The 18,920-nt window shown below is 44.8% G+C and carries 12 protein-coding genes; 5 read left to right on the top strand and 7 right to left on the bottom strand.

Annotation, left to right across the window (positions count from 1 at the left end; genetic code table 11):
• Positions 1-148 precede the first annotated feature (148 nt).
• The 5 genes from V7L05_RS08385 to rpsT all read right to left on the bottom strand — a co-directional run bounded on the left by V7L05_RS08385 (position 149) and on the right by rpsT (position 11,646).
• A complete protein-coding gene (locus V7L05_RS08385; RefSeq protein WP_335163593.1) occupies positions 149-4,198 on the bottom strand; it encodes a DNA-directed RNA polymerase subunit beta'' in 4,050 nt (1,349 codons plus the stop codon).
• Between the two features lie 98 nt (positions 4,199-4,296).
• Positions 4,297-6,174 carry a DNA-directed RNA polymerase subunit gamma gene (locus V7L05_RS08380; RefSeq protein ID WP_335163591.1) on the bottom strand — a complete coding sequence of 626 codons (1,878 nt, stop codon included), beginning with the start codon at positions 6,172-6,174 and terminating at the stop codon, positions 4,297-4,299.
• 104 nt (positions 6,175-6,278) lie between these two features.
• Positions 6,279-9,578, bottom strand: coding sequence for a DNA-directed RNA polymerase subunit beta (gene rpoB / locus V7L05_RS08375; RefSeq protein WP_335163589.1), 3,300 nt, complete (start codon positions 9,576-9,578; stop codon positions 6,279-6,281).
• A 752-nt stretch (positions 9,579-10,330) separates the two neighbouring features.
• On the bottom strand, positions 10,331-11,116 hold the full coding sequence (locus V7L05_RS08370; protein WP_335163587.1) for a TatD family hydrolase: 786 nt from the start codon (positions 11,114-11,116) through the stop codon (positions 10,331-10,333).
• A 233-nt stretch (positions 11,117-11,349) separates the two neighbouring features.
• Complete coding sequence (gene rpsT, locus V7L05_RS08365) at positions 11,350-11,646, bottom strand: 30S ribosomal protein S20 (RefSeq protein WP_335163584.1); 297 nt, start codon at positions 11,644-11,646, stop codon at positions 11,350-11,352.
• A gap of 738 nt (positions 11,647-12,384) precedes the next feature.
• Here rpsT and hisD point away from each other — a divergent pair.
• From hisD to V7L05_RS08350, 3 genes are all read left to right on the top strand, one after another.
• Positions 12,385-13,686, top strand: coding sequence for a histidinol dehydrogenase (gene hisD, locus V7L05_RS08360; protein ID WP_335163582.1), 1,302 nt, complete (start codon positions 12,385-12,387; stop codon positions 13,684-13,686).
• A 276-nt stretch (positions 13,687-13,962) separates the two neighbouring features.
• Positions 13,963-14,388, top strand: a complete 426-nt coding sequence (locus V7L05_RS08355; RefSeq protein WP_335163579.1) for a universal stress protein — start codon at positions 13,963-13,965, stop codon at positions 14,386-14,388.
• A 19-nt stretch (positions 14,389-14,407) separates the two neighbouring features.
• Positions 14,408-14,995 (top strand): Uma2 family endonuclease, encoded by a 588-nt coding sequence (locus V7L05_RS08350; protein WP_335163577.1) that lies wholly within the window; start codon positions 14,408-14,410, stop codon positions 14,993-14,995.
• Positions 14,996-15,635: 640 nt separating this feature from the next.
• Here V7L05_RS08350 and V7L05_RS08345 read toward each other — a convergent pair.
• Complete coding sequence (locus V7L05_RS08345; protein ID WP_335163576.1) at positions 15,636-15,878, bottom strand: hypothetical protein; 243 nt, start codon at positions 15,876-15,878, stop codon at positions 15,636-15,638.
• A 1,145-nt stretch (positions 15,879-17,023) separates the two neighbouring features.
• On the opposite strand from V7L05_RS08345, the gene V7L05_RS08340 reads away from it, so the two are divergent.
• Entirely contained in the window at positions 17,024-17,203 is a 180-nt protein-coding gene (locus V7L05_RS08340) for a hypothetical protein (RefSeq protein ID WP_335163575.1), read from the top strand.
• 95 nt (positions 17,204-17,298) lie between these two features.
• On the opposite strand, the gene V7L05_RS08335 is transcribed toward V7L05_RS08340, so the two are convergent.
• A complete protein-coding gene (locus V7L05_RS08335) occupies positions 17,299-17,685 on the bottom strand; it encodes a hypothetical protein (RefSeq protein ID WP_335163608.1) in 387 nt (128 codons plus the stop codon).
• Positions 17,686-17,898: 213 nt separating this feature from the next.
• Between V7L05_RS08335 and hslO the strand changes: the two genes are divergently transcribed.
• Positions 17,899-18,804, top strand: coding sequence for an Hsp33 family molecular chaperone HslO (hslO, locus tag V7L05_RS08330; protein ID WP_335163606.1), 906 nt, complete (start codon positions 17,899-17,901; stop codon positions 18,802-18,804).
• Positions 18,805-18,920: the final 116 nt, after the last annotated feature.

Raw genomic sequence — 18,920 nt, 5'->3', positions numbered from 1 at the left:
AATTGACAGACTACTACCTCGAAAGCCAGAAACCAGAATCTTGAGGAGGGTTTAAAAATGTGTTTTTAGCAAAAGAAAAAGGCAAAAGAAAATCTTCTTTTGCCTTTTTACTTTTTAGCTTTTAATAAAGACGCGAAATCTTAAGTCTCTAATCTTCGTCGAAATCATCTTCCTCGTCTTCCTCGTCTTCCTCGAAATCGTCGTCGTCTGGTACTTCATCGGCGATTAATTCATCTTCGTCCTCTAGAATTGACCTTTCTGCACGTCTGCTACCAAAACCAGATTCCCCAAGGGTAGGAGAATCTAAATTATAGGTGCGAGCTGTGCGGTCATCTAAGACCATATCCAGGGGATCATCAACTTCATCCAACACACTACTGCTAATCTCAGCAGCATAATCATCGATCGCACCGGGTTCATCATAGGTATTGTACCCAGTACCAGCCGGAATCAATCGCCCGATAATCACGTTTTCCTTTAATCCGCGCAGCCAGTCGGATTTGCCTTCAATAGCTGCTTCGGTAAGTACCCGTGTTGTCTCTTGGAATGATGCGGCGGAAATAAAGCTGTCGGTGTTCAACGATGCTTTAGTGATCCCCAACAATACCGGGGTGTACTGTGCCCTAGCACCGCCTGTAATTGCCATAGCTTCGTTCACCTGCTCAACTTGGCGCAGTTCTACCAATTCACCCGGAAGCATAGTGGTATCACCACCATCATCAATCCTGACTTTGTTGGTCATCTGGCGAACAATTACTTCAATGTGCTTATCGGAAATATCAATCCCCTGAGATTGATACACCATTTGCACTTCATTCACCAAGAATGTCTGTACCTTCTGCAAAGCATAGCTAGCACAAGCATAGATTCCGTCTTCGGAACCCAGGCTAAAGAAGATTTCCAAAATTTCGTGGGGGTTGGATGGCCCATCTGTCAACGGTTGTCCGGCTAATACAGTTGATCCATCAGGCACAATCAAATTTTGTCCTGGGCCTAGAGGATAATCTGTGATTACGCCATTTGATTCTACGACCTTGATGGCGATCGCTTCATCACCACCCTCGGCGTAAACTACCTTAATTTCACCCGCCCGCCGACATAAAATACAAGCTTCTTTCGGTTTACGAGCTTCGAGCAGTTCTTCAATCCGGGGCAAACCTTGAATAATATCTCCGGTTTTGGCGCGTTCAAACACCAACAACACCAAGTTATCACCCCGTTGTACCAAATCGCTGTCTTCTATCTGCAACACAGCACCAGGGCTGACTCGATAAGGGCGGCCGATGCGGGTAGTAATAACGTAGTTTTTAGTACTCAAAGCTGATTCCTCACCAGATGCAGCAGTGGCACTTTTAATATCCACTACTTGCCCTGATTCTGGGGCAAAAACTCCCGGAGCAACTTCTGTACCTTCTACTAGCAAGTCACCCACTTTCACCTTAGGCTGAGTACTAGTATTCATGGTCAGCATATCAGTGGGGCGCAACACCAAGCAGCGACGCACGTTTTCGGTTCCTTTTTGAACGCCCCGAACTATCCCCCCTTCTTTAGACAAGATTTGGGTACGTGCGACCACAGAACCTGGGGCAATGGTTAGCCCATCTTCTACCTCAAGTGTCGTCTCGGTACTACCTTGGGTGGCATCGGCGGTAATGTCTCGACGAATTACCAAGGACTCCAAAATCACCAGTTGCAAGCGTTGAACTTCTGGGTCTTCGGTATCCTGTACCAATTCAATATCTGCTGCTAGGGGCGAAGCATTGTGGTCTTGTTCTCCTTCTTGCTCAATTTCCAGCACTAGCTGGGTTCGCAGCAGTTCCACACCTTCAACGGACTTGACGCGTTCCGAATCTTTGTAAGGTAGTCGCTGCACTGCCCGTAACTGAATCGATCGCCCGGTTTGTTGACTTACCGATGTAGTTGATGGCACATCTGGATTATCCGGTACGGCAAACTCAACTACTGGACGACTCAACAGGGCAGGTCCTTCTGGTGTCTCCACATACTGGATATAGCGCAATTCCGTAGCGACACTACCTTGAAACTCTTCACCTGGTTGGATGAAGGTGTTATCTCGCCCGATAACTGATTCTGGATCGTCCACCATTAGTAGTTCCCCAGGCTTAACCACAACTTCCCGCAGGATGTCGTTTTTCTGGGTCACTTCTACCACACCACTGTTTTGGCAGAAAATATCTTTTACTACCTCGGTACCAGCTTCCACAAACTGACCGTCTTCTACCAACAGCAAGGAGATATCTTTATTAACTTCGTGACTTTCTTCGGGAATCCACAACAGGGTACCGCCCTGCACCACTTCATAACCCAGCTTGGCTTTGCCTTTTTTCTGGACTTCTACACCCGCGAATTTCAGGAATCCACCAGTGGTTGTGCGATAGCGGTCATCAATTAACTCGGCTACTACTTGACCATTTTGCACTTTTGTGCTTGGTGTAGCTCGTAGGTTAAATACCTGGTTGTTGCCAGTGGAGACTAAGTAATTATTGCGACCTTGGGAACTTTGGACTGTTACCGTTGCCTGATCTAAGACTACAGAAGCGGTGATAATCTCAATTTCCCTGGTACTTTTACCTGGGTTAACTTCGGGCAAGCGCACCACACCGCCGTGTAAAGTGCTTAACTTGGTTTCTGCTAAAACTCCATTCGAGGCGATCGCATCACCATTTTTGACAACCAATTCTGCACCGGGCGGCAAGTTATAAACTTCCCCAGACAAAACCCAAATCAAGCCACCGCGTGCGGCTGTGGTTGTGGTATTACCCTGACGGTCGGTTTTTTGTTCTGGAACTACTTCGGCAAATTGCACTTCCCCTGCCAAGTCAGAGGCGACATCTTTAACAGCTTTTTCTGTATTAGTCCGAGTTGTGCGTCCACCGAGGGCAACCTCTGCCAACAACTGACCTTGTTTTACCTGATTTCCATCAAATACATATAATGTTGAACCTTGAGTCAGATGAACCTCTTGGTTGTCTGGGATAACATCACCTACTTTTGTTGGCTCCAAAAGCAGGATACCATTAGCCTCAACATACAGGGCATCTTCACCGTGGCGGGTACGATAGGTTCTGGTCTTCAGTTTGCGGGGAAGCTTAACAGTTCCATCGATTTTAGAACGAACTTGTTGTGCTACTTCTCCAGTAAACACACCACCTGTGTGGAATGTCCGCATGGTTAACTGGGTGCCAGGTTCGCCGATACTTTGGGCAGCAATAATCCCCACAGCTTCGCCCAAGTCCACCATTTTGGCGTGTGCCAAACTCCAGCCGTAGCAGTGTTGACAGACAGAACGTGCAGCTTCACAAGTTAGGGGCGATCGCACAACAACTTCTCCCACCCCAGATTTTTCAATTTTCTTCGCCAAGTCCTCAGAAATTGGGGAATTGCGGGCTGCAATCACTTCTTTTGTTACCGGATGCACCACATCTTCGCCAATTACCCGTCCCATCAAGCGGGTTGCCAGAGGAATCAAAGTTTTGGCACCTTCTGTCATTGGTCGAATGCTAAGACCTCTGGTAGTGCCGCAGTCAAATTCCCGAATAATCACATCCTGGGATACATCCACCAACCGGCGAGTGAGATAACCAGAGTCAGCCGTTCGCAAGGCAGTATCCACCAATCCTTTTCTGGCACCGTAAGACGAAATAATATATTCCGTCACAGTTAATCCTTCACGGAAGTTGGTTTTGATGGGCAAATCGATAATTTCCCCTTGAGGGTCAGCCATCAGTCCCCGCATCCCCACCAATTGCCGGACTTGGGAGATGTTACCCCGCGCCCCGGAGAACGCCATCATGTATACGGAGTTCAGGGGATTAGTCTTCTTAAAGTGGACGACTACTTCATCTTTCAAGGCTTCACTGGTACCGTTCCAGGTATCAATTACCTTTTGGAAGCGCTCTACTTCAGTGATTTCTCCCCGTTGGTAACGGATTTCAGTAGCCCGAATTTCTTCTTCGGCTGCTTCTAGCAGCAATCGCTTAGTTGGTGGCACCATCAAGTCATCTACACTGATGGAAACCCCTGCTTTGGTAGCGTAGCGAAATCCCAAATCTTTCAATTTGTCCGCCATCACTGCGGTTCGCGCCGTTCCAAAATTTGTAAAAGCCCAAGAAATTAAATTTCTCAGTTGGCCTTTGTCAACCACACGATTGCGAAAAATCATTTTTTCGTTAGTCATTAGTCATTAGTCCTGAGTCATTGGGAGTAGGGAGTAGGGAGTTGGGAGTAGGGAGTAGGGAATTCATCACCACTCCCCACTCCCCACTCATCACTCCCTTAGCTTGCTAGTGCTTCCTGAATGGCATTGTTATAAATAACGCGACCAGGAGTTGTGTATATATACTGGGAAATTACATTGCCCTTAGCGTCTTGTCTGACTCGGCGGAACTTATAGAGTAATGTCCGGCTACCATCGTCGTTTTCCGTTACTTTCACGGGTTCCGTATCCGGTAGGTCTGATTCTATTTCACCGTCAAATCGCACGTAAATATAGGCGTGCAAGTCAACTTGATCTTGCTGGTAAGCCATAATTACGTCATCTAGCGAATAAAAGTATTTTCCTGCGCCTTTTGTCGCACCGGGATTTTCTGCTGTTAAGTAATACGCTCCCAACACCATGTCTTGGCTGGGCGTAATGATCGGTTTCCCTGTGGCTGGTGACAAAATATTGTTAGAAGCCAACATCAGCAACCGCGCTTCCGCCTGACTTTCTAAAGACAGAGGGACATGTACCGCCATTTGGTCGCCGTCAAAGTCGGCGTTAAACGCTGGACACACCAGAGGATGTAGTTGAATCGCTCTACCTTCTACTAAAATCGGTTCAAAAGACTGAATACCTAAGCGGTGCAAGGTTGGTGCCCGATTTAGCATTACAGGGTGTCCTTCAATTACCTCTTCCAGCACATCCCATACACTGGGGTCATTGCGGGATATCAGCTTTTTCGCAGCTTTGATGTTATTTACCATGCCGCTACGAATCAGGCGGTTAATCACAAATGGTTGAAATAGCTCAATTGCCATTTCTCTAGGCAAACCGCACTGGTGAATTTTCAGCTTTGGCCCGACCACAATTACAGAACGTCCAGAGTAATCAACCCGTTTACCTAACAAATTTTGTCGGAAACGTCCTTGCTTACCCTCAATAATGTCGGACAAAGATTTCAGGGGTCGGTTATTTGCCCCTACCACCGTGCGTCCCCGACGACCATTGTCAATCAAAGCATCCACTGCTTCTTGCAGCATCCGCTTTTCATTCCGCACAATAATCTCTGGTGCCAAAATTTCTTGCAAGCGTGCCAAACGATTGTTGCGGTTAATTACCCGCCGATACAAATCATTTAAATCGCTGGTGGCAAACCGTCCGCCATCTAGTTGCACCATTGGGCGCAAGTCGGGGGGAATCACGGGAATAACTGCCATTACCATCCACTCTGGTTTGGAACCAGTAGCAATGAAGTTGTCAATCACCCGCAGTCGTTTAATTAGCTTGGCTCTCTTTTGTCCCTTGGCGTTGCCAATTTCTTCGCGTAGGCTTTCGGCTTCTTGTTCTAAATTAATATCGGCAAGCAAGCGCAACAGTGCTTCAGCACCAATACCTACCTCTACGCCCTGTAGAAGAGAATCTTCGCTATAAATTTGGTCTTCAATTTCCAACCACTGGTCTTCACTCAGTAGCTGTTTGTAAGTTAATGTTTCGGCATTACCTGCACTCAGGACAACATAAGAGTTGAAATAGACAATCTGCTCGACATCCCGTAAAGGCATATCCAACAGGATGGAAATATAGCTAGGAATGCCTTTGAGATACCAGACGTGAGCTACTGGTGCAGCGAGTTTAATATAGCCCATGCGGTGGCGACGCACCCGTGACTCGGTGACTTCTACCCCACAGCGCTCACAGACAATACCTCTGTGACGAACTCTTTTATACTTGCCACAATGGCATTCCCAATCTTTCGCGGGGCCAAAGATGCGCTCACAAAATAAGCCATCCATTTCTGGCTTGAGAGTTCGGTAATTAATCGTTTCTGGCTTGGTAACTTCACCGACTACCTGACCATTGGGCAATGTTCTCTCGCCCCACTGGCGAATGCGTTCAGGGGAAGCCAAGCCGATTTTTACGTAGTCAAACTGATTAGTTTGGGCAGGTCTCATACTTAAGTACTGAGTTATGAGTTTTGAGTATATTTAGTTTTCAGTTAGAAGTTAGGAGTTAGGAGTTATGAATTGTTAACTTCTAACTCCTCACTCCTGACTAACTATTCGTCATCTTCCAGCGATTCGCGGGAAAGAGATTCGTAGGTGGGTCGAGGAGGTGTACGACGGGCTGATTGGTCTGCCATCAAATCGACTTCCACATCTAGGGAACTGCCGTCTGCTTGGGTTTCTACCTTGTGTACGGCAATGTCTAACCCCAATGATTGCAACTCGCGCATTAGCACCTTAAAGGATTCTGGGGTTCCCGGTCGGGGAATTGCCTTACCTTTAACGATCGCATTTAATGCTTCATTCCGTCCTTGCATATCGTCAGATTTGACTGTCAGCAATTCCTGTAAGGTGTAAGCTGCACCAAAGGCTTCCAATGCCCACACTTCCATTTCCCCAAACCTCTGACCACCTTGTTGGGCTTTACCACCCAAGGGTTGCTGAGTCACCAGTGAGTATGGCCCTGTGGAACGAGCGTGGATCTTATCATCCACCAAATGCACCAGCTTCAGCATATAAGCCACACCGATAGTGATTGCTCGGTCAAAGGGTTCACCTGTACGACCGTCATACACCATGATTTTGCCTGGATTATCTGGGTTATATACCCAGTCTTTGCCTGTTTCGTCTCGTGCTTCTTGCAATTTGCCATGCACGATTCGCCGGGATGACTCTTCCCCATACATTTCGTCAAAGGGAGTAATCTTAAATCGCACTCCCAAGGTTTGACCAGCCCAACCCAAAAGGCATTCAAATACTTGTCCGACGTTCATCCGACTGGGTACGCCCAAGGGGTTAAGTACGATGTCCACTGGTGAACCATCGGGCAAATAAGGCATATCTTCCGCTGGCAATATCCGAGAAATAATCCCTTTATTACCGTGGCGTCCTGCCATTTTGTCACCAACTTGGATTTTGCGTTTTTGGGCAACATATACCCGAACTACCATGTTGGCTCCTGGTGGCAGTTCATCGCCTTGTTCACGAGTAAACAAGCGCACATCAACTACGCGACCTTTTTCACCATTTGGTACTCGCAGAGAATTGTCGCGCACATCCCGCGCTTTTTCACCGAATATCGCCCGCAACAGTTTTTCTTCTGGCGGTTGGTCAGATTCACCTTTGGGTGTTACCTTACCCACCAAGATATCTCCAGCTTCTACCCACGCCCCAATGCGAATGATTCCCTGTTCATCCAACTGACGCAAGGCATCTTCCCCGACGTTGGGAATTTCTCTGGTGATTTCTTCTGGCCCCAGTTTCGTCTGTCTAGCTTCAATTTCATATTTTTCAATGTGAATTGAGGTGTAGACATCATCCTGCACCAGTCTTTCCGAAATCAAAATTGCGTCTTCGTAGTTGTAGCCTTCCCAAGGCATATAGGCAACTACAATATTTTGTCCTAGCGCCAATTCACCGCCTTCGGTGGACGAGCCATCAGCCAGCACCTGACCAGCAACAACACGCTCACCAATGCGGACGAGGGGTTTCTGATTTAAACAGGTATCTTGGTTTGAGCGTTGGTATTTGGAAAGGGTGTACTTAATGTCTGGGGTGTTAGGTTTCGGACGGACGCGAATTTCTGTGGCATCTACGTATGTGACATCGCCATCGGTACGCGATACAACTACCATCCCGGAGTCTCTTGCTCCTTGGGCTTCCAAACCTGTACCCACCAGAGGACGTTCTGGCTTGAGCAGGGGTACTGCTTGCCGTTGCATGTTTGACCCCATCAGCGCTCGGTTAGCGTCATCATGCTCCAAGAAGGGAATCATGCTGGTCGCTACGGACACAATCTGTACGGGAGATACTGCTACGTAGTCCACCTGTTCTGGTGTTGTGGTGGAAAATTCCTGGCGATAGCGTACTGGGACTTGCGGCCCAATAATGTGCCCGGTTTCATCTACAGGAATATCTCCAGGAGCAACCCGCAAGTCGTCTTCTTCATCGGCTGTCATGTAGGCTGGAGGCACGTCAAATCTAACTCGCCCATTTTCTACAGGTCTAAATGGCGTTTCTAAGAAGCCGTACAGGTTCACCCGTGCATGGGTTGCTAAGGAGCCAATCAATCCGGCGTTGGGGCCTTCTGGTGTCTCAATGGGGCAAATACGTCCATAGTGACTAGGATGAATATCCCGCACAGCAAACCCAGCGCGTTCGCGGGTTAAACCGCCAGGGCCAAGGGCACTCAGACGGCGTTTGTGGGTCAGTTCTGCTAGGGGATTTGTTTGATCCATGAACTGACTTAACTGGCTGGAACCAAAAAATTCTTTAATTGCTGCTACCAGTGGTTTGGGGTTCACCAAGGAAGCAGGGGTCAGCACTTCGGCATCAGATACGGTCATCCGTTCCCGAATAATTCTCTCTAGGCGATTTAAGCCCACCCGTACTTGGTTTTGCAGCAATTCACCGACGCTTCTCACCCGGCGATTGCCTAAATGGTCAATGTCGTCGATATTACCGATGTCATATTCTAGGTTGATCAGGTAATCTACGGCTGCTAAGATATCGCCAGCAGTCAACACGCGCATTGTGTCGGGGACAGAAAGGCGTAATTTCTTGTTGAGTTTGTAGCGTCCGACGCGACCAAGGTCATAACGTTTTGGGTCAAAGAAACGGGAGTCTAGGAGTTGCTGTCCACCTAATACTGTGGGTGGTTCACCAGGACGCAGTTTGCGATATAACTCCATCAGGGCTTCTTCTTCAGAGAATTGCCCTTCTTTTTCGATGGTTTTTTGGAAATATTCTGGGTGGCGTAAGGCGTCAAAGATTTCGTTGTCTGATAACCCTAAAGCTTTTAGAAGTACTTGCGCTGATAGTTTACGGGTTTTGTCGATGCGTACCCACACCAAATCGTTACGGTCTGTTTCAAATTTCAGCCATGCTCCCCGGTTGGGGATTAAGCTAGCTGAATAAGTACGTCGCCCGTTTTTGTCTATTTCTGATTTGTAATAAACTCCTGGCGATCGCACTATTTGGTTGACAATTACCCGCTCGGCTCCGTTAATAATAAACGTGCCGCGATCGGTCATCAAAGGCAAATCCCCAATAAATACCTCTTGCTCTTTGATTTCCCCTGTTTCTTTGTTAATCAGGCGTGTAGGTACATACATTTGGACGGCATAAGTACTATCCCGCCGTTTGGCTTCTTCGACGCTGTACTTTGGCTCTTTGAGTTTGTAGTTATGACCCAAAAAGTGCAGTTCTAATTTGCCCGTATAATCTGTGATCGGACTAAAGGAGTTAAGTTCTTCTATCAGCCCTTCTTCCAAAAACCAGCGAAAGCTAGACCTCTGGATTTCAATCAAGTCGGGCAACAGAAAGGCGGGTTCCATGTATGTTTCTTTAGTCATGCCTCTACCTTTGTCAACCTAGTTAAATTTTCCCTTGGACACTGCTGTTTGACGCTTCCCACTGCTAGCCAGTGTCCTTAGCTGTTTGGGAACTTTTGATTACACACTTGCTATTTACAGGTGTGGGCAAACGCAGCGATTAAAGCTGGTTGTAATGAGCAATTTCGACAAGGGAGTAATCGTCCCTAATCGGTGACTCAGAAGCCAAAAACCAACTATAGTATTGATTCAAGAAGAATATACAGTTGAGATATTCCTGAGTTTGATCTACTTTCCTCACTTCCCCTCCAAAAAGCGCGTTAATTTGCTGACGCAGCTCCACACCATGTGTCTTAAATCCACCCCGGCGTTTATACTCTCAGTGATATCCTAGATATCCTAAGACTGAGGGAATGATCCGTACCTTGTCGGCTTTGAATCAGAATCACTTCATTTTGCTGAATTGTACTCACAAGGCAATTTTGTTTAACGATTTTGAATAGGTTCAATAGACACCAAGCCGATGTTGTGCAAAAGTCTAGCTCAATTTAGGTTGGCACGGTTAGTCATGTGTGGAGAGCATCCGCTTGTAGAGATTTGGAGGATGGCCAAGCCATAACAGTACGGAAAATTCAGACGAGAAGTTTTAGGTTCCTTCCTTTATCATTATGGCGCAAGCAAAATGTTTTTGAGGGAATAATATTAGCATATTTTTGTCCCCCTAAAGTTTTATTTTTTTTAGCACAACTTAACAAAAGATACTAGGGCAGACTTTATATTGACAGACCGAACAATTCACAGGCATTTTGGGTGGTTTGATGGGCGATCGCCTCTACCGTTTCCTGACGCAGTTTAGCTACTTCCTCAGCGACATAAAGCACGTAGGCAGGCTCGTTGCGCTTCTCGCCCCGTTTCGGAACCGGAGCCAGAAATGGACAGTCTGTTTCAATCAGTAGGCGATCGCTACTCACCATCGCAGCTGAAGATTGGATTGCTTTGGCGTTTTTGAACGTTACCGTCCCGCTAAAGCTAATATAGAAGCCTAAATCGAGAAACCATTGAGTTTCTTCTGGCGTTCCTCCCCAGCAATGCATGACACCACGCACTCTTTCTCCCTTGAGTTCCCGCCATTTTTGCAACACTTCTCTGGTTGCCACGGCCGCATCTCGGCAGTGAATAATCACTGGTAAGTTGAGTTCAGATGCGATCGCTAACTGTGACTCGAACACCATGTACTGTTGCTCATAGTTATCAGCTTTGTAAAAATCCAGCCCCATTTCCCCAATTGCTACCACATTCGAGTCAGAACTCGCTAAAGTTTTGATTTTATCGGCTGTCTCGCTATTCCATTTTTCAGCATCTAAAGGATGTAATCCCACAGCAAAGCTGATTTCGGGAAACTCTTGGGCTATGGATTGAATACTGGCAAACTCCTCAGGGTGAACACAGGAATGTACTAGACGCACTACACCTGCTTCTTGCCACCGCGATCGCACTGTTGCTAAATCCGGCTGGAAACTATCAAAGTTGAGATGAACGTGTGTGTCTATCAGTTGCATTCTTTGTCCTTTGTTGTTTGTCCTTCGTCATTTGTCCCCGAAGTTCTGTACCCTCCGGGATGGCGTACCCTTTAATTAAGTGAGCTACGCACAGCGCTTCGTAGAGAAGCCAGATACTTGCGAAATCGTTGGCGCAGCCTCTTGTAGAGAAGAAACTGCGCTATCGCCGGAAACGGGCGCTCAGACTTCTCTCTTTGTTTTGTGACCAATGACCAATGACTAAGGACAAATGACTAGTCACCTGTTTGAGTTAGGGGTTTTAGTTTATGAGCCAATCTCGACTTTTTCCTTGCCCCATTGTTGGGGTGAAGCACACCCCGTTTGATCGCTTTATCGATTTTGCCGTAAGCCTCAGATAACCGAGCCTCTACTTCTTGTTTTAATTCTGGGGTAGGATTAGCTGCATAGACAGCTACAGCATTCACGTATTTCTTCATCAGCGTCTTGACTGCTGATTTGTAAGCTTTATTACGCAGTCGGTTACGTTCTGCGATTCCGGCACGCTTGAGAGCAGACTTTGTATTCGCCACAGTCAATTCCAAAAATACTATTAATATGTACACACACTACTAGACTTACTAATATAGCATCCAAATTGCCAATGTTATAATTTACTAAAAAAAATTCTCTCATTGGGGATTGGGTACTGGAGATTGGGGAAGAATTTAGTCCCTAGTCCCGGCTCCTTAATCCCTAGTCCTTAATTTGGTGTGTCGTCAATTTCGGAAATGCGTTAAAATGAGACATATGAAATAAAATAGTAGCCCTAACTCACCACCTGGTTAAGCAATGTGATTGCCAATATAATCTGTCCCGAAAACGGATGTATTGTCAAAGCCAAGGAACTGTAAACAGCTAAATTTCAGGGGTTTTAAGGTATAGAACCGATATATCGTGTCTGTACAAATGTTAGCTGCTAAGAAGTTAGGAAGATAAGTAAAAATTATACTCAGACCCTACCCCCTGTAAATCCGGGGGACTAGATGTGCAAATACACTACTTGCACTATAGCAAGGAGTGAGGGTCAGGGTATAAGGGGTAGTGGGAAATGGCACGCCCACTTCCTACCGCTAGCCTGCCGAGGCTTGTCGGACTGAGCAATTAAGTCGCCTTCTCAAGCAAACAATGTGGTGGCAGCCTTGAGAGTATCAAAAAAATCCAGGTTAAGCTAGAGAAGAGAATTAGAGTCAGCTTCCACACCCCAGTTGGTCAAGAGCAATACTAAATCTCAGGTGTGAATATTATAATTTTGGCATTGTCTTTACTCCATGCTGCGAATCATTACTCAGCAGGCAGACGTCAGAGCAGAACTACAACGGATCTGCGATCGCACCCATGACGAACAGGTGCTTCACAAAGAAGCAACGGTGCGGGAAGTTTTGCAAGCAGTGAAGCGCCAAGGCGACAAAGCTGTATTGCATTACACAGCCGAATTTGACAAACAAACCCTGAAAGCAGAAGAACTCCGAGTAACAGGCTCGGAACTAGATGCAGCCTATCAACAGGTGTCAAAGGAGTTGTTGGGCGCAATTCGGGTAGCTTGCCGCCAAATTGAAGCGTTTCATCGTCAGCGAGTCCCGAAAAGCTGGGTACACTTTGGCGAGGATGAAATAGTACTGGGCAAACGCTACACCCCCGTAGACCGAGCGGGGTTGTATGTCCCTGGTGGTCGCGCCGCCTATCCCAGCACAGTGCTGATGAATGCAATTCCGGCTCATGTTGCTGCTGTACCCCATGTGGTAATGGTGACACCACCAGGTTTAGGGGGTGCAATTAATCCAGCAGTCTTGGTAGCTGCCCAAGAAGCAGGAGTACAAGAAATTTATCGCATTGGGGGCGCACAAGCGATCGCTGCTTTAGCCTATGGGACAGAAACGATTCCAAAAGTGAATGTGATTACTGGTCCTGGTAACATTTATGTCACCCTAGCGAAAAAACTTGTCTATGGCACCGTCGGCATTGATTCTTTGGCAGGCCCCAGCGAAGTGCTGGTGATTGCCGATGAAACCGCAAATCCGGTGCATGTAGCTGCTGACTTGCTAGCCCAAGCCGAACACGATCCAATGGCGGCAGCAATTTTGCTGACGACGGATGCTGCTTTGGCGAAAAACGTGCAAGTAGCCTTGGAAAGACAGCTAGTGGATCACCCACGGCGAATAGACACAGAAAAAGCGATCGCTCACTACGGCTTGATTGTCGTTGTGGAATCTCTCCAAGCAGCAGCGGAATTTTCAAATGAATTTGCCCCCGAACATCTGGAATTAGAAATCAAAGACCCTTGGGCACTATTACCACAGATTCGCCATGCTGGGGCAATATTTTTGGGTTACTCCACACCAGAAGCTGTAGGAGACTATTTGGCAGGCCCTAACCATACCTTGCCAACTTCTGGTGCTGCCCGCTATGCTTCGCCATTAGGAGTTGAAACTTTCCTCAAACATTCGAGTATTATTCAATACTCCCAAACCGCACTGCAAAATGTGGCTAGTGCCATTGATGTGCTAGCAACAGCAGAGGGCTTACCTTCCCATGCTGATTCAGTACGACGCCGAATTCAGCAAGAAGAGTGATTTGGAATGCTTAATTTTTTACTATGTATACTGTTGGCAAAAGTCACTCGATAGGTTCAAACTAAAAGTTTGGAGAGCGATACCTACGGTAAGCTACACTAATGGGTGACTTTTGCTACTCTAAGGGAAGCCTTCTGGCGGGCGTCTACAACTGAGGCATTGCCGATCACAGTATCTTCTCCTGTTCGGAGACGCTACGCAATTAATTTAGTGTAGCTGCCAACGAATTTTGCTACATACTTATGTAAGGGGTCTACTCTTGAGGAGACGAGAGCGGTGCTAATGAATATTTTGGTAGCTCTGGACGGTTCGGAAATTGCAGAACGAGTAATTGAGACTTTAGATGATTTTGCGTTGTCAAAAGATGCCAAAGTTATTCTCTGTCATGTGTTTCCCACGCCAAAGTCAGAGATGGAACTACCTGCTGATCGTCCTCAGCCAGAGTCCCCAACATTTTCTTATTTTCATATTGAAAAACAGCTGCAATCCTATCAGGAAAAGTTATCAGTCACAAGTGAGTTAGAGATGGTAACTGGTGATCCTGCCGAAGAGATTATTCGCCTTGCCAATATTTACAAAACTGACTTGATTATAATTGGCAGTCGTGGGTTGATGGGGATGAAGCGAATTGTCCAGGGTTCTGTTAGCAGTCAAGTTGTAGAAGAGGCTAATTGTTCAGTGTTAGTCATAAAACCAAGGTAAAAATTTGCAACGGGAAGCAATGACTATAACCACCCCAAAATTAACCTTTGAGGAATACCTGAAATATGATGATGGCACTGATACCCGCTACGAATTGGTCAATGGAGAACTAATTCCCATGAGTCTAGGAAGTGGGCAACATGGCGCGGTAACAGAATTTCTCAATGTTTGTTTCCGAGCAGAAATTCTCCGGCTAAAGTTGGATTGGACTTCTAAACAAATGGTTATCGGTGTTCGTTCCCCCCGTGCTGGGAGATGGGATACATCGAGGATTCCAGATGTAGTTGTGATTCCATTACCTCAGTGGCGAGAGTTGAGAAACCGAGAGGCAGTTATTGAACTCAACGAACCACCCCCTTTATTAGTGGTGGAAGTCGTCAGTGAGTCAACAAAGATTGTAGATTATCGAGCCAAGCGAGTTGAGTATAACGTTTTAAATATTCCAGAGTATTGGATTGTCGATCCATTAACAAACAAAGTGACTGTTTTCACATTGATTGAAGAATTATACGAACCAGTAGAGTTTATTGGTACTCAATGCATTCAATCTCAAATTTTTCCAGAGTTAGAATTAACAGTTGAACAAGTGTTAACAGCCGATAATTAAAAAGGCTCTCCTAGACTTCGTTTGATAAATTAATACTAAAAAAACCCTAAAATACCTGATATAACTAGGTTTCGCTAAAATAGAATCAAAGATTTAATAAAAATATGCTTTTTGATTCTTGAATCCCCTACCATGTAAGGACTTAACCTGATATCAAGTATTAATTTTCTATAACTAGTCTAGGAGAGCCATTAAAAATAATTTCAAAGCAGTTCTGTAAAAAGAGTTTCGTTATCGTTCACAAATTACTAGATTGTGATGAATCTGGTTGATTTATCAAATAGCAACGCTTACTTCCCTACTCAAGGTGAGCAGTATCTTTAGGGAAAAGCACCACTTAAGTTTATCAACAGTTGCCTACTAGCAACCGTTGATAGACTTTGTTAAGTTTGTTGAAGAAAAGTATGTGGGTAACAATAAACGTATGCTAAGATAATTGCCATCAAACAAATAGCTAATAGCTTGTCAGAGTTAAGTAGATTAGCTATTAAGACAGACGCAAAAGTAAATTAACCTGCTCTAACAGGGTGGTTTATTTAAGAGGCTTTATCCCAGTAAAGACGCGGTTAATCGTGTCTTTACGTTTATTCTTTTCCTTCTACTAAACCTCATAACTTTGCCTATTCCCCTAACAGAATAGTTAAGAGGGCGATGTAACAATTGCGCCATTTCCAACATTAATATTGCTGTCATTAACAACAACATTGCCAGAGCCGATATTTATGATGCCAGCGCTGCTAGATCCGCCAGCAAGTTGAAATATTAACTTAATTAAAGACTTAATTAAAGAGACTTTAGCAGTTGCCTTCTTGGAGCTTTTATTCCCACCAGAGAAATTTGCTTCTTCGTTGGCGGTTAATGTAGTGAACAATGTGCTTTCCATAATCTTAGTTATCGTTTGATTGTGGTGATTAAAGTTACGTCACTTCAAAGCAATAGATATAAACGTAAAAGAGTATATTTAGTAACTTGTTTGTGCCGTTAGAAGTATTATACGGCTCTTGCTAAATAGGTCAAGCAATTATTTTTTTAATAAAGAAAAATATATTACACCTCTTCCTCTTCAGCAAAGATATTACATAGTTAGCATTTATACAAATTTAATTAAAAATAAGTTTTATTTGCCAAAAAATCGCAGGTGTCAATATATATTGATATAAATATGGCGATCTCAAAGCTTAATTTTGTTTGTCAAAAAACGTATAAATGAAGCTCATTACGTGTTAATACTGATAAAGTAACGAAAAATACCAGAATTAAAGATATAGTCAAGCAAATCAAACAATATTTTTTATACTAATTTGTACTTAAATAAATTTCTCAAACTCAAAACTGGGATTCTGCATTTTTGAATAAGTATTTTTATGTAAAAAATGTTTTTTTGTAATTATTTAATACAACAAAAACTCAAAGCGTATAATTTTTTCTAATATAAAAAGTTTAATTGTGGTTAATTATTTATTAATTTGAAAAAAGCTTTATTAGGTAGATTATACAAATTTTTTGCAAATAAATGAAGAAAGCGTAAAAGTTTAGAGGAAAATTATAAAAATTTGATATTTCTATTAGAATGCGCTACGCAGGTTTATCTGACCAACCCTGCATTAACTCTTTTCTAGAGACATAACGGATTTCAAGGGATGGGTTAGCAACTATATAGCGGTTCTCGGTTGAGTGAGATACAAGAACCCCACCCCCAACCCCCTCCCCGCAAGCGAGGCTACGGTGTACACACAAGTCAAATTACCCCCCTTAATCCCCCCATTTATTGGGGAGAAACAGGAATCTAGTTCCCTCCCCAATACATACCTACGGTGTACACACAAGTCTTGTGTGTACACCGTAGGCAAGCGAGGAGGGGACTATGATGTGCCTCATGTAATTAGGAAACGCTATATTACACCTCTTCCTCTTCACTAAAGATATTACATAGTTAGTATTTATACAAATTTAATTACAAATAAGTTTTTATTTCTCAAAAAATTGCAGGCATCAATTAGAATAGATATTTATTTTCTTCGCCAGCTGATGACACTTTTCAATCTTACAGAACTTCTATATGGTGCAGTTACGACTGGTGAAGACTGGCGTTTTGGGGTTTACCATCGTGCTAATCGTCAGGTGACTCAAGACCAAAAACGCTATCAAGTTCCAGAAGATTTATCTGTGCTGGTAAAAATTCTTGTAGGTATTATTTCTAGTTCATAAACTGGGGACTGGGGACGCAAAGAATAACCAATACTTCGACAACGCTCAGTACAAGTGCCCAATCCTCAATCCCCAATCCCTTTACATGAATCGAATCAACGTCCTTGAGTTGCCAAAAACTGACGCAAGCTCAACAAACTCAGGGTTTGACCCAAATTCAAGGGCAAAATTGAAACTCCTTCCAAGCGAGATTGTACCCAACCTTCTCCCCAGTACCATTCGTGGAAGCCGTCAATACCTCCGCTGAGTACTAAGCGGAGACAGTTGGATTTTACAACGTCTACTTGATGATGAATCGAGACTGGCCCAGTCCAGGTAGTAAACTGGAATCCTGGAAGCAGTTCTTCTGGCATTCCTGGCGCAAAGCGTTGCCCTAAGAGCCATTTTTCTAGTTTCACCGGATGCAGCAGACTGTCACGAATTGCATCTGTTGATGCTTCGATTTCGATCCGCAGTTGGCTTTGTTGAAAATTACCTAGCATTTTTATAGGATTACCTAAAGGTGAGCGATCGCTATTTCTAATATTGCAAATAGTTTTTGTCATTAGTTATTAGTCCTTTGGACTTTGCAAATAAATAATCACTAATGACCAATGACAGCCGTTTATTTGCGTAACACCCCACTACGTTACTTTTCTGGCAGCAGAGAACTTAGAATAGAAAAAGTGAACTTGTTAAGAAATGTAAGGTTATTCATGGCGGATCAGTTAATTCGTGCAACAGCAGCCGAAGGTGGAATTCGTGCCGTAGGTGTGATCACCACACGTTTAACAGAAGAAGCACGGAGACGGCATAAGCTTTCCTATGTGGCAACAGCAGCACTAGGTCGGACTATGGCAGCAGGCTTGTTAATGGCTTCTAGTATGAAGCGAACTGGGTCGAGGGTTAATGTCCGAGTCAAGGGCGATGGGCCTTTGGGTGGCATATTGGTAGACGCTGGCTTAGATGGTACGGTACGCGGGTATGTCGGGAATCCATCTGTAGAATTGGCTCCCAATGCCAAAGGTAAGCTAGACGTTGGTGGTGCAGTTGGTGGCGGCTACCTCTATGTTGTGCGCGATATCGGTTATGGTTATCCCTACTCTAGTACGGTTGAACTAGTATCTGGCGAAATTGGGGATGATGTGGCTCATTATCTGGTGAATTCCGAACAAACACCTTCAGCTTTAGTTTTAGGTGTGTTCGTGGGAGCAGGTGGAGTAACTGCGGCGGGAGGATTACTGGTGCAAATATTACCCAAAGCTGCCAGAGACGAAGCCCTAGTAGAAACTTTGGAATCACGGGTTGCTGGTCTAGCAGGATTTACGCCATTGTTGCAAGCTGGGAAAAATTTGACTGAAATCTTTAGCGACTTGTTGGGAGATATGGGGCTGGCAATCTTTCCCGAACGGCAAATGCTGCGCTTCCACTGTGGTTGTTCTTTTGATCGCGTTTTGGGGGCACTGAAGATTTTGGGAGAAGCCGAACTGCAAGATATGATTATTAAAGATGATGGGGCTGAAGCAACTTGCGAGTTTTGCGGCAACGTCTACCAGGCAAGTAGCGATCAGTTAGCTCAACTAATTGCCGATTTGCAAGCTGAATCTACTGTTTCAGGATAAAGTATAAAATAGCACTGATTTTTGAGATTGTTAATGGTATTCTGTAGAGAGAGATAATCAAAAAAGTAGCTTTTTAATTACGAGAAAGTTACTATGGCAAGAATGGAATTATCAAG

The sequence above is a fragment of the Nostoc sp. genome (assembly GCF_036917755.1).
Lineage (GTDB): Bacteria > Cyanobacteriota > Cyanobacteriia > Cyanobacteriales > Nostocaceae > Nostoc.
This window is presented reverse-complemented; position numbering and strand designations above follow the sequence as displayed.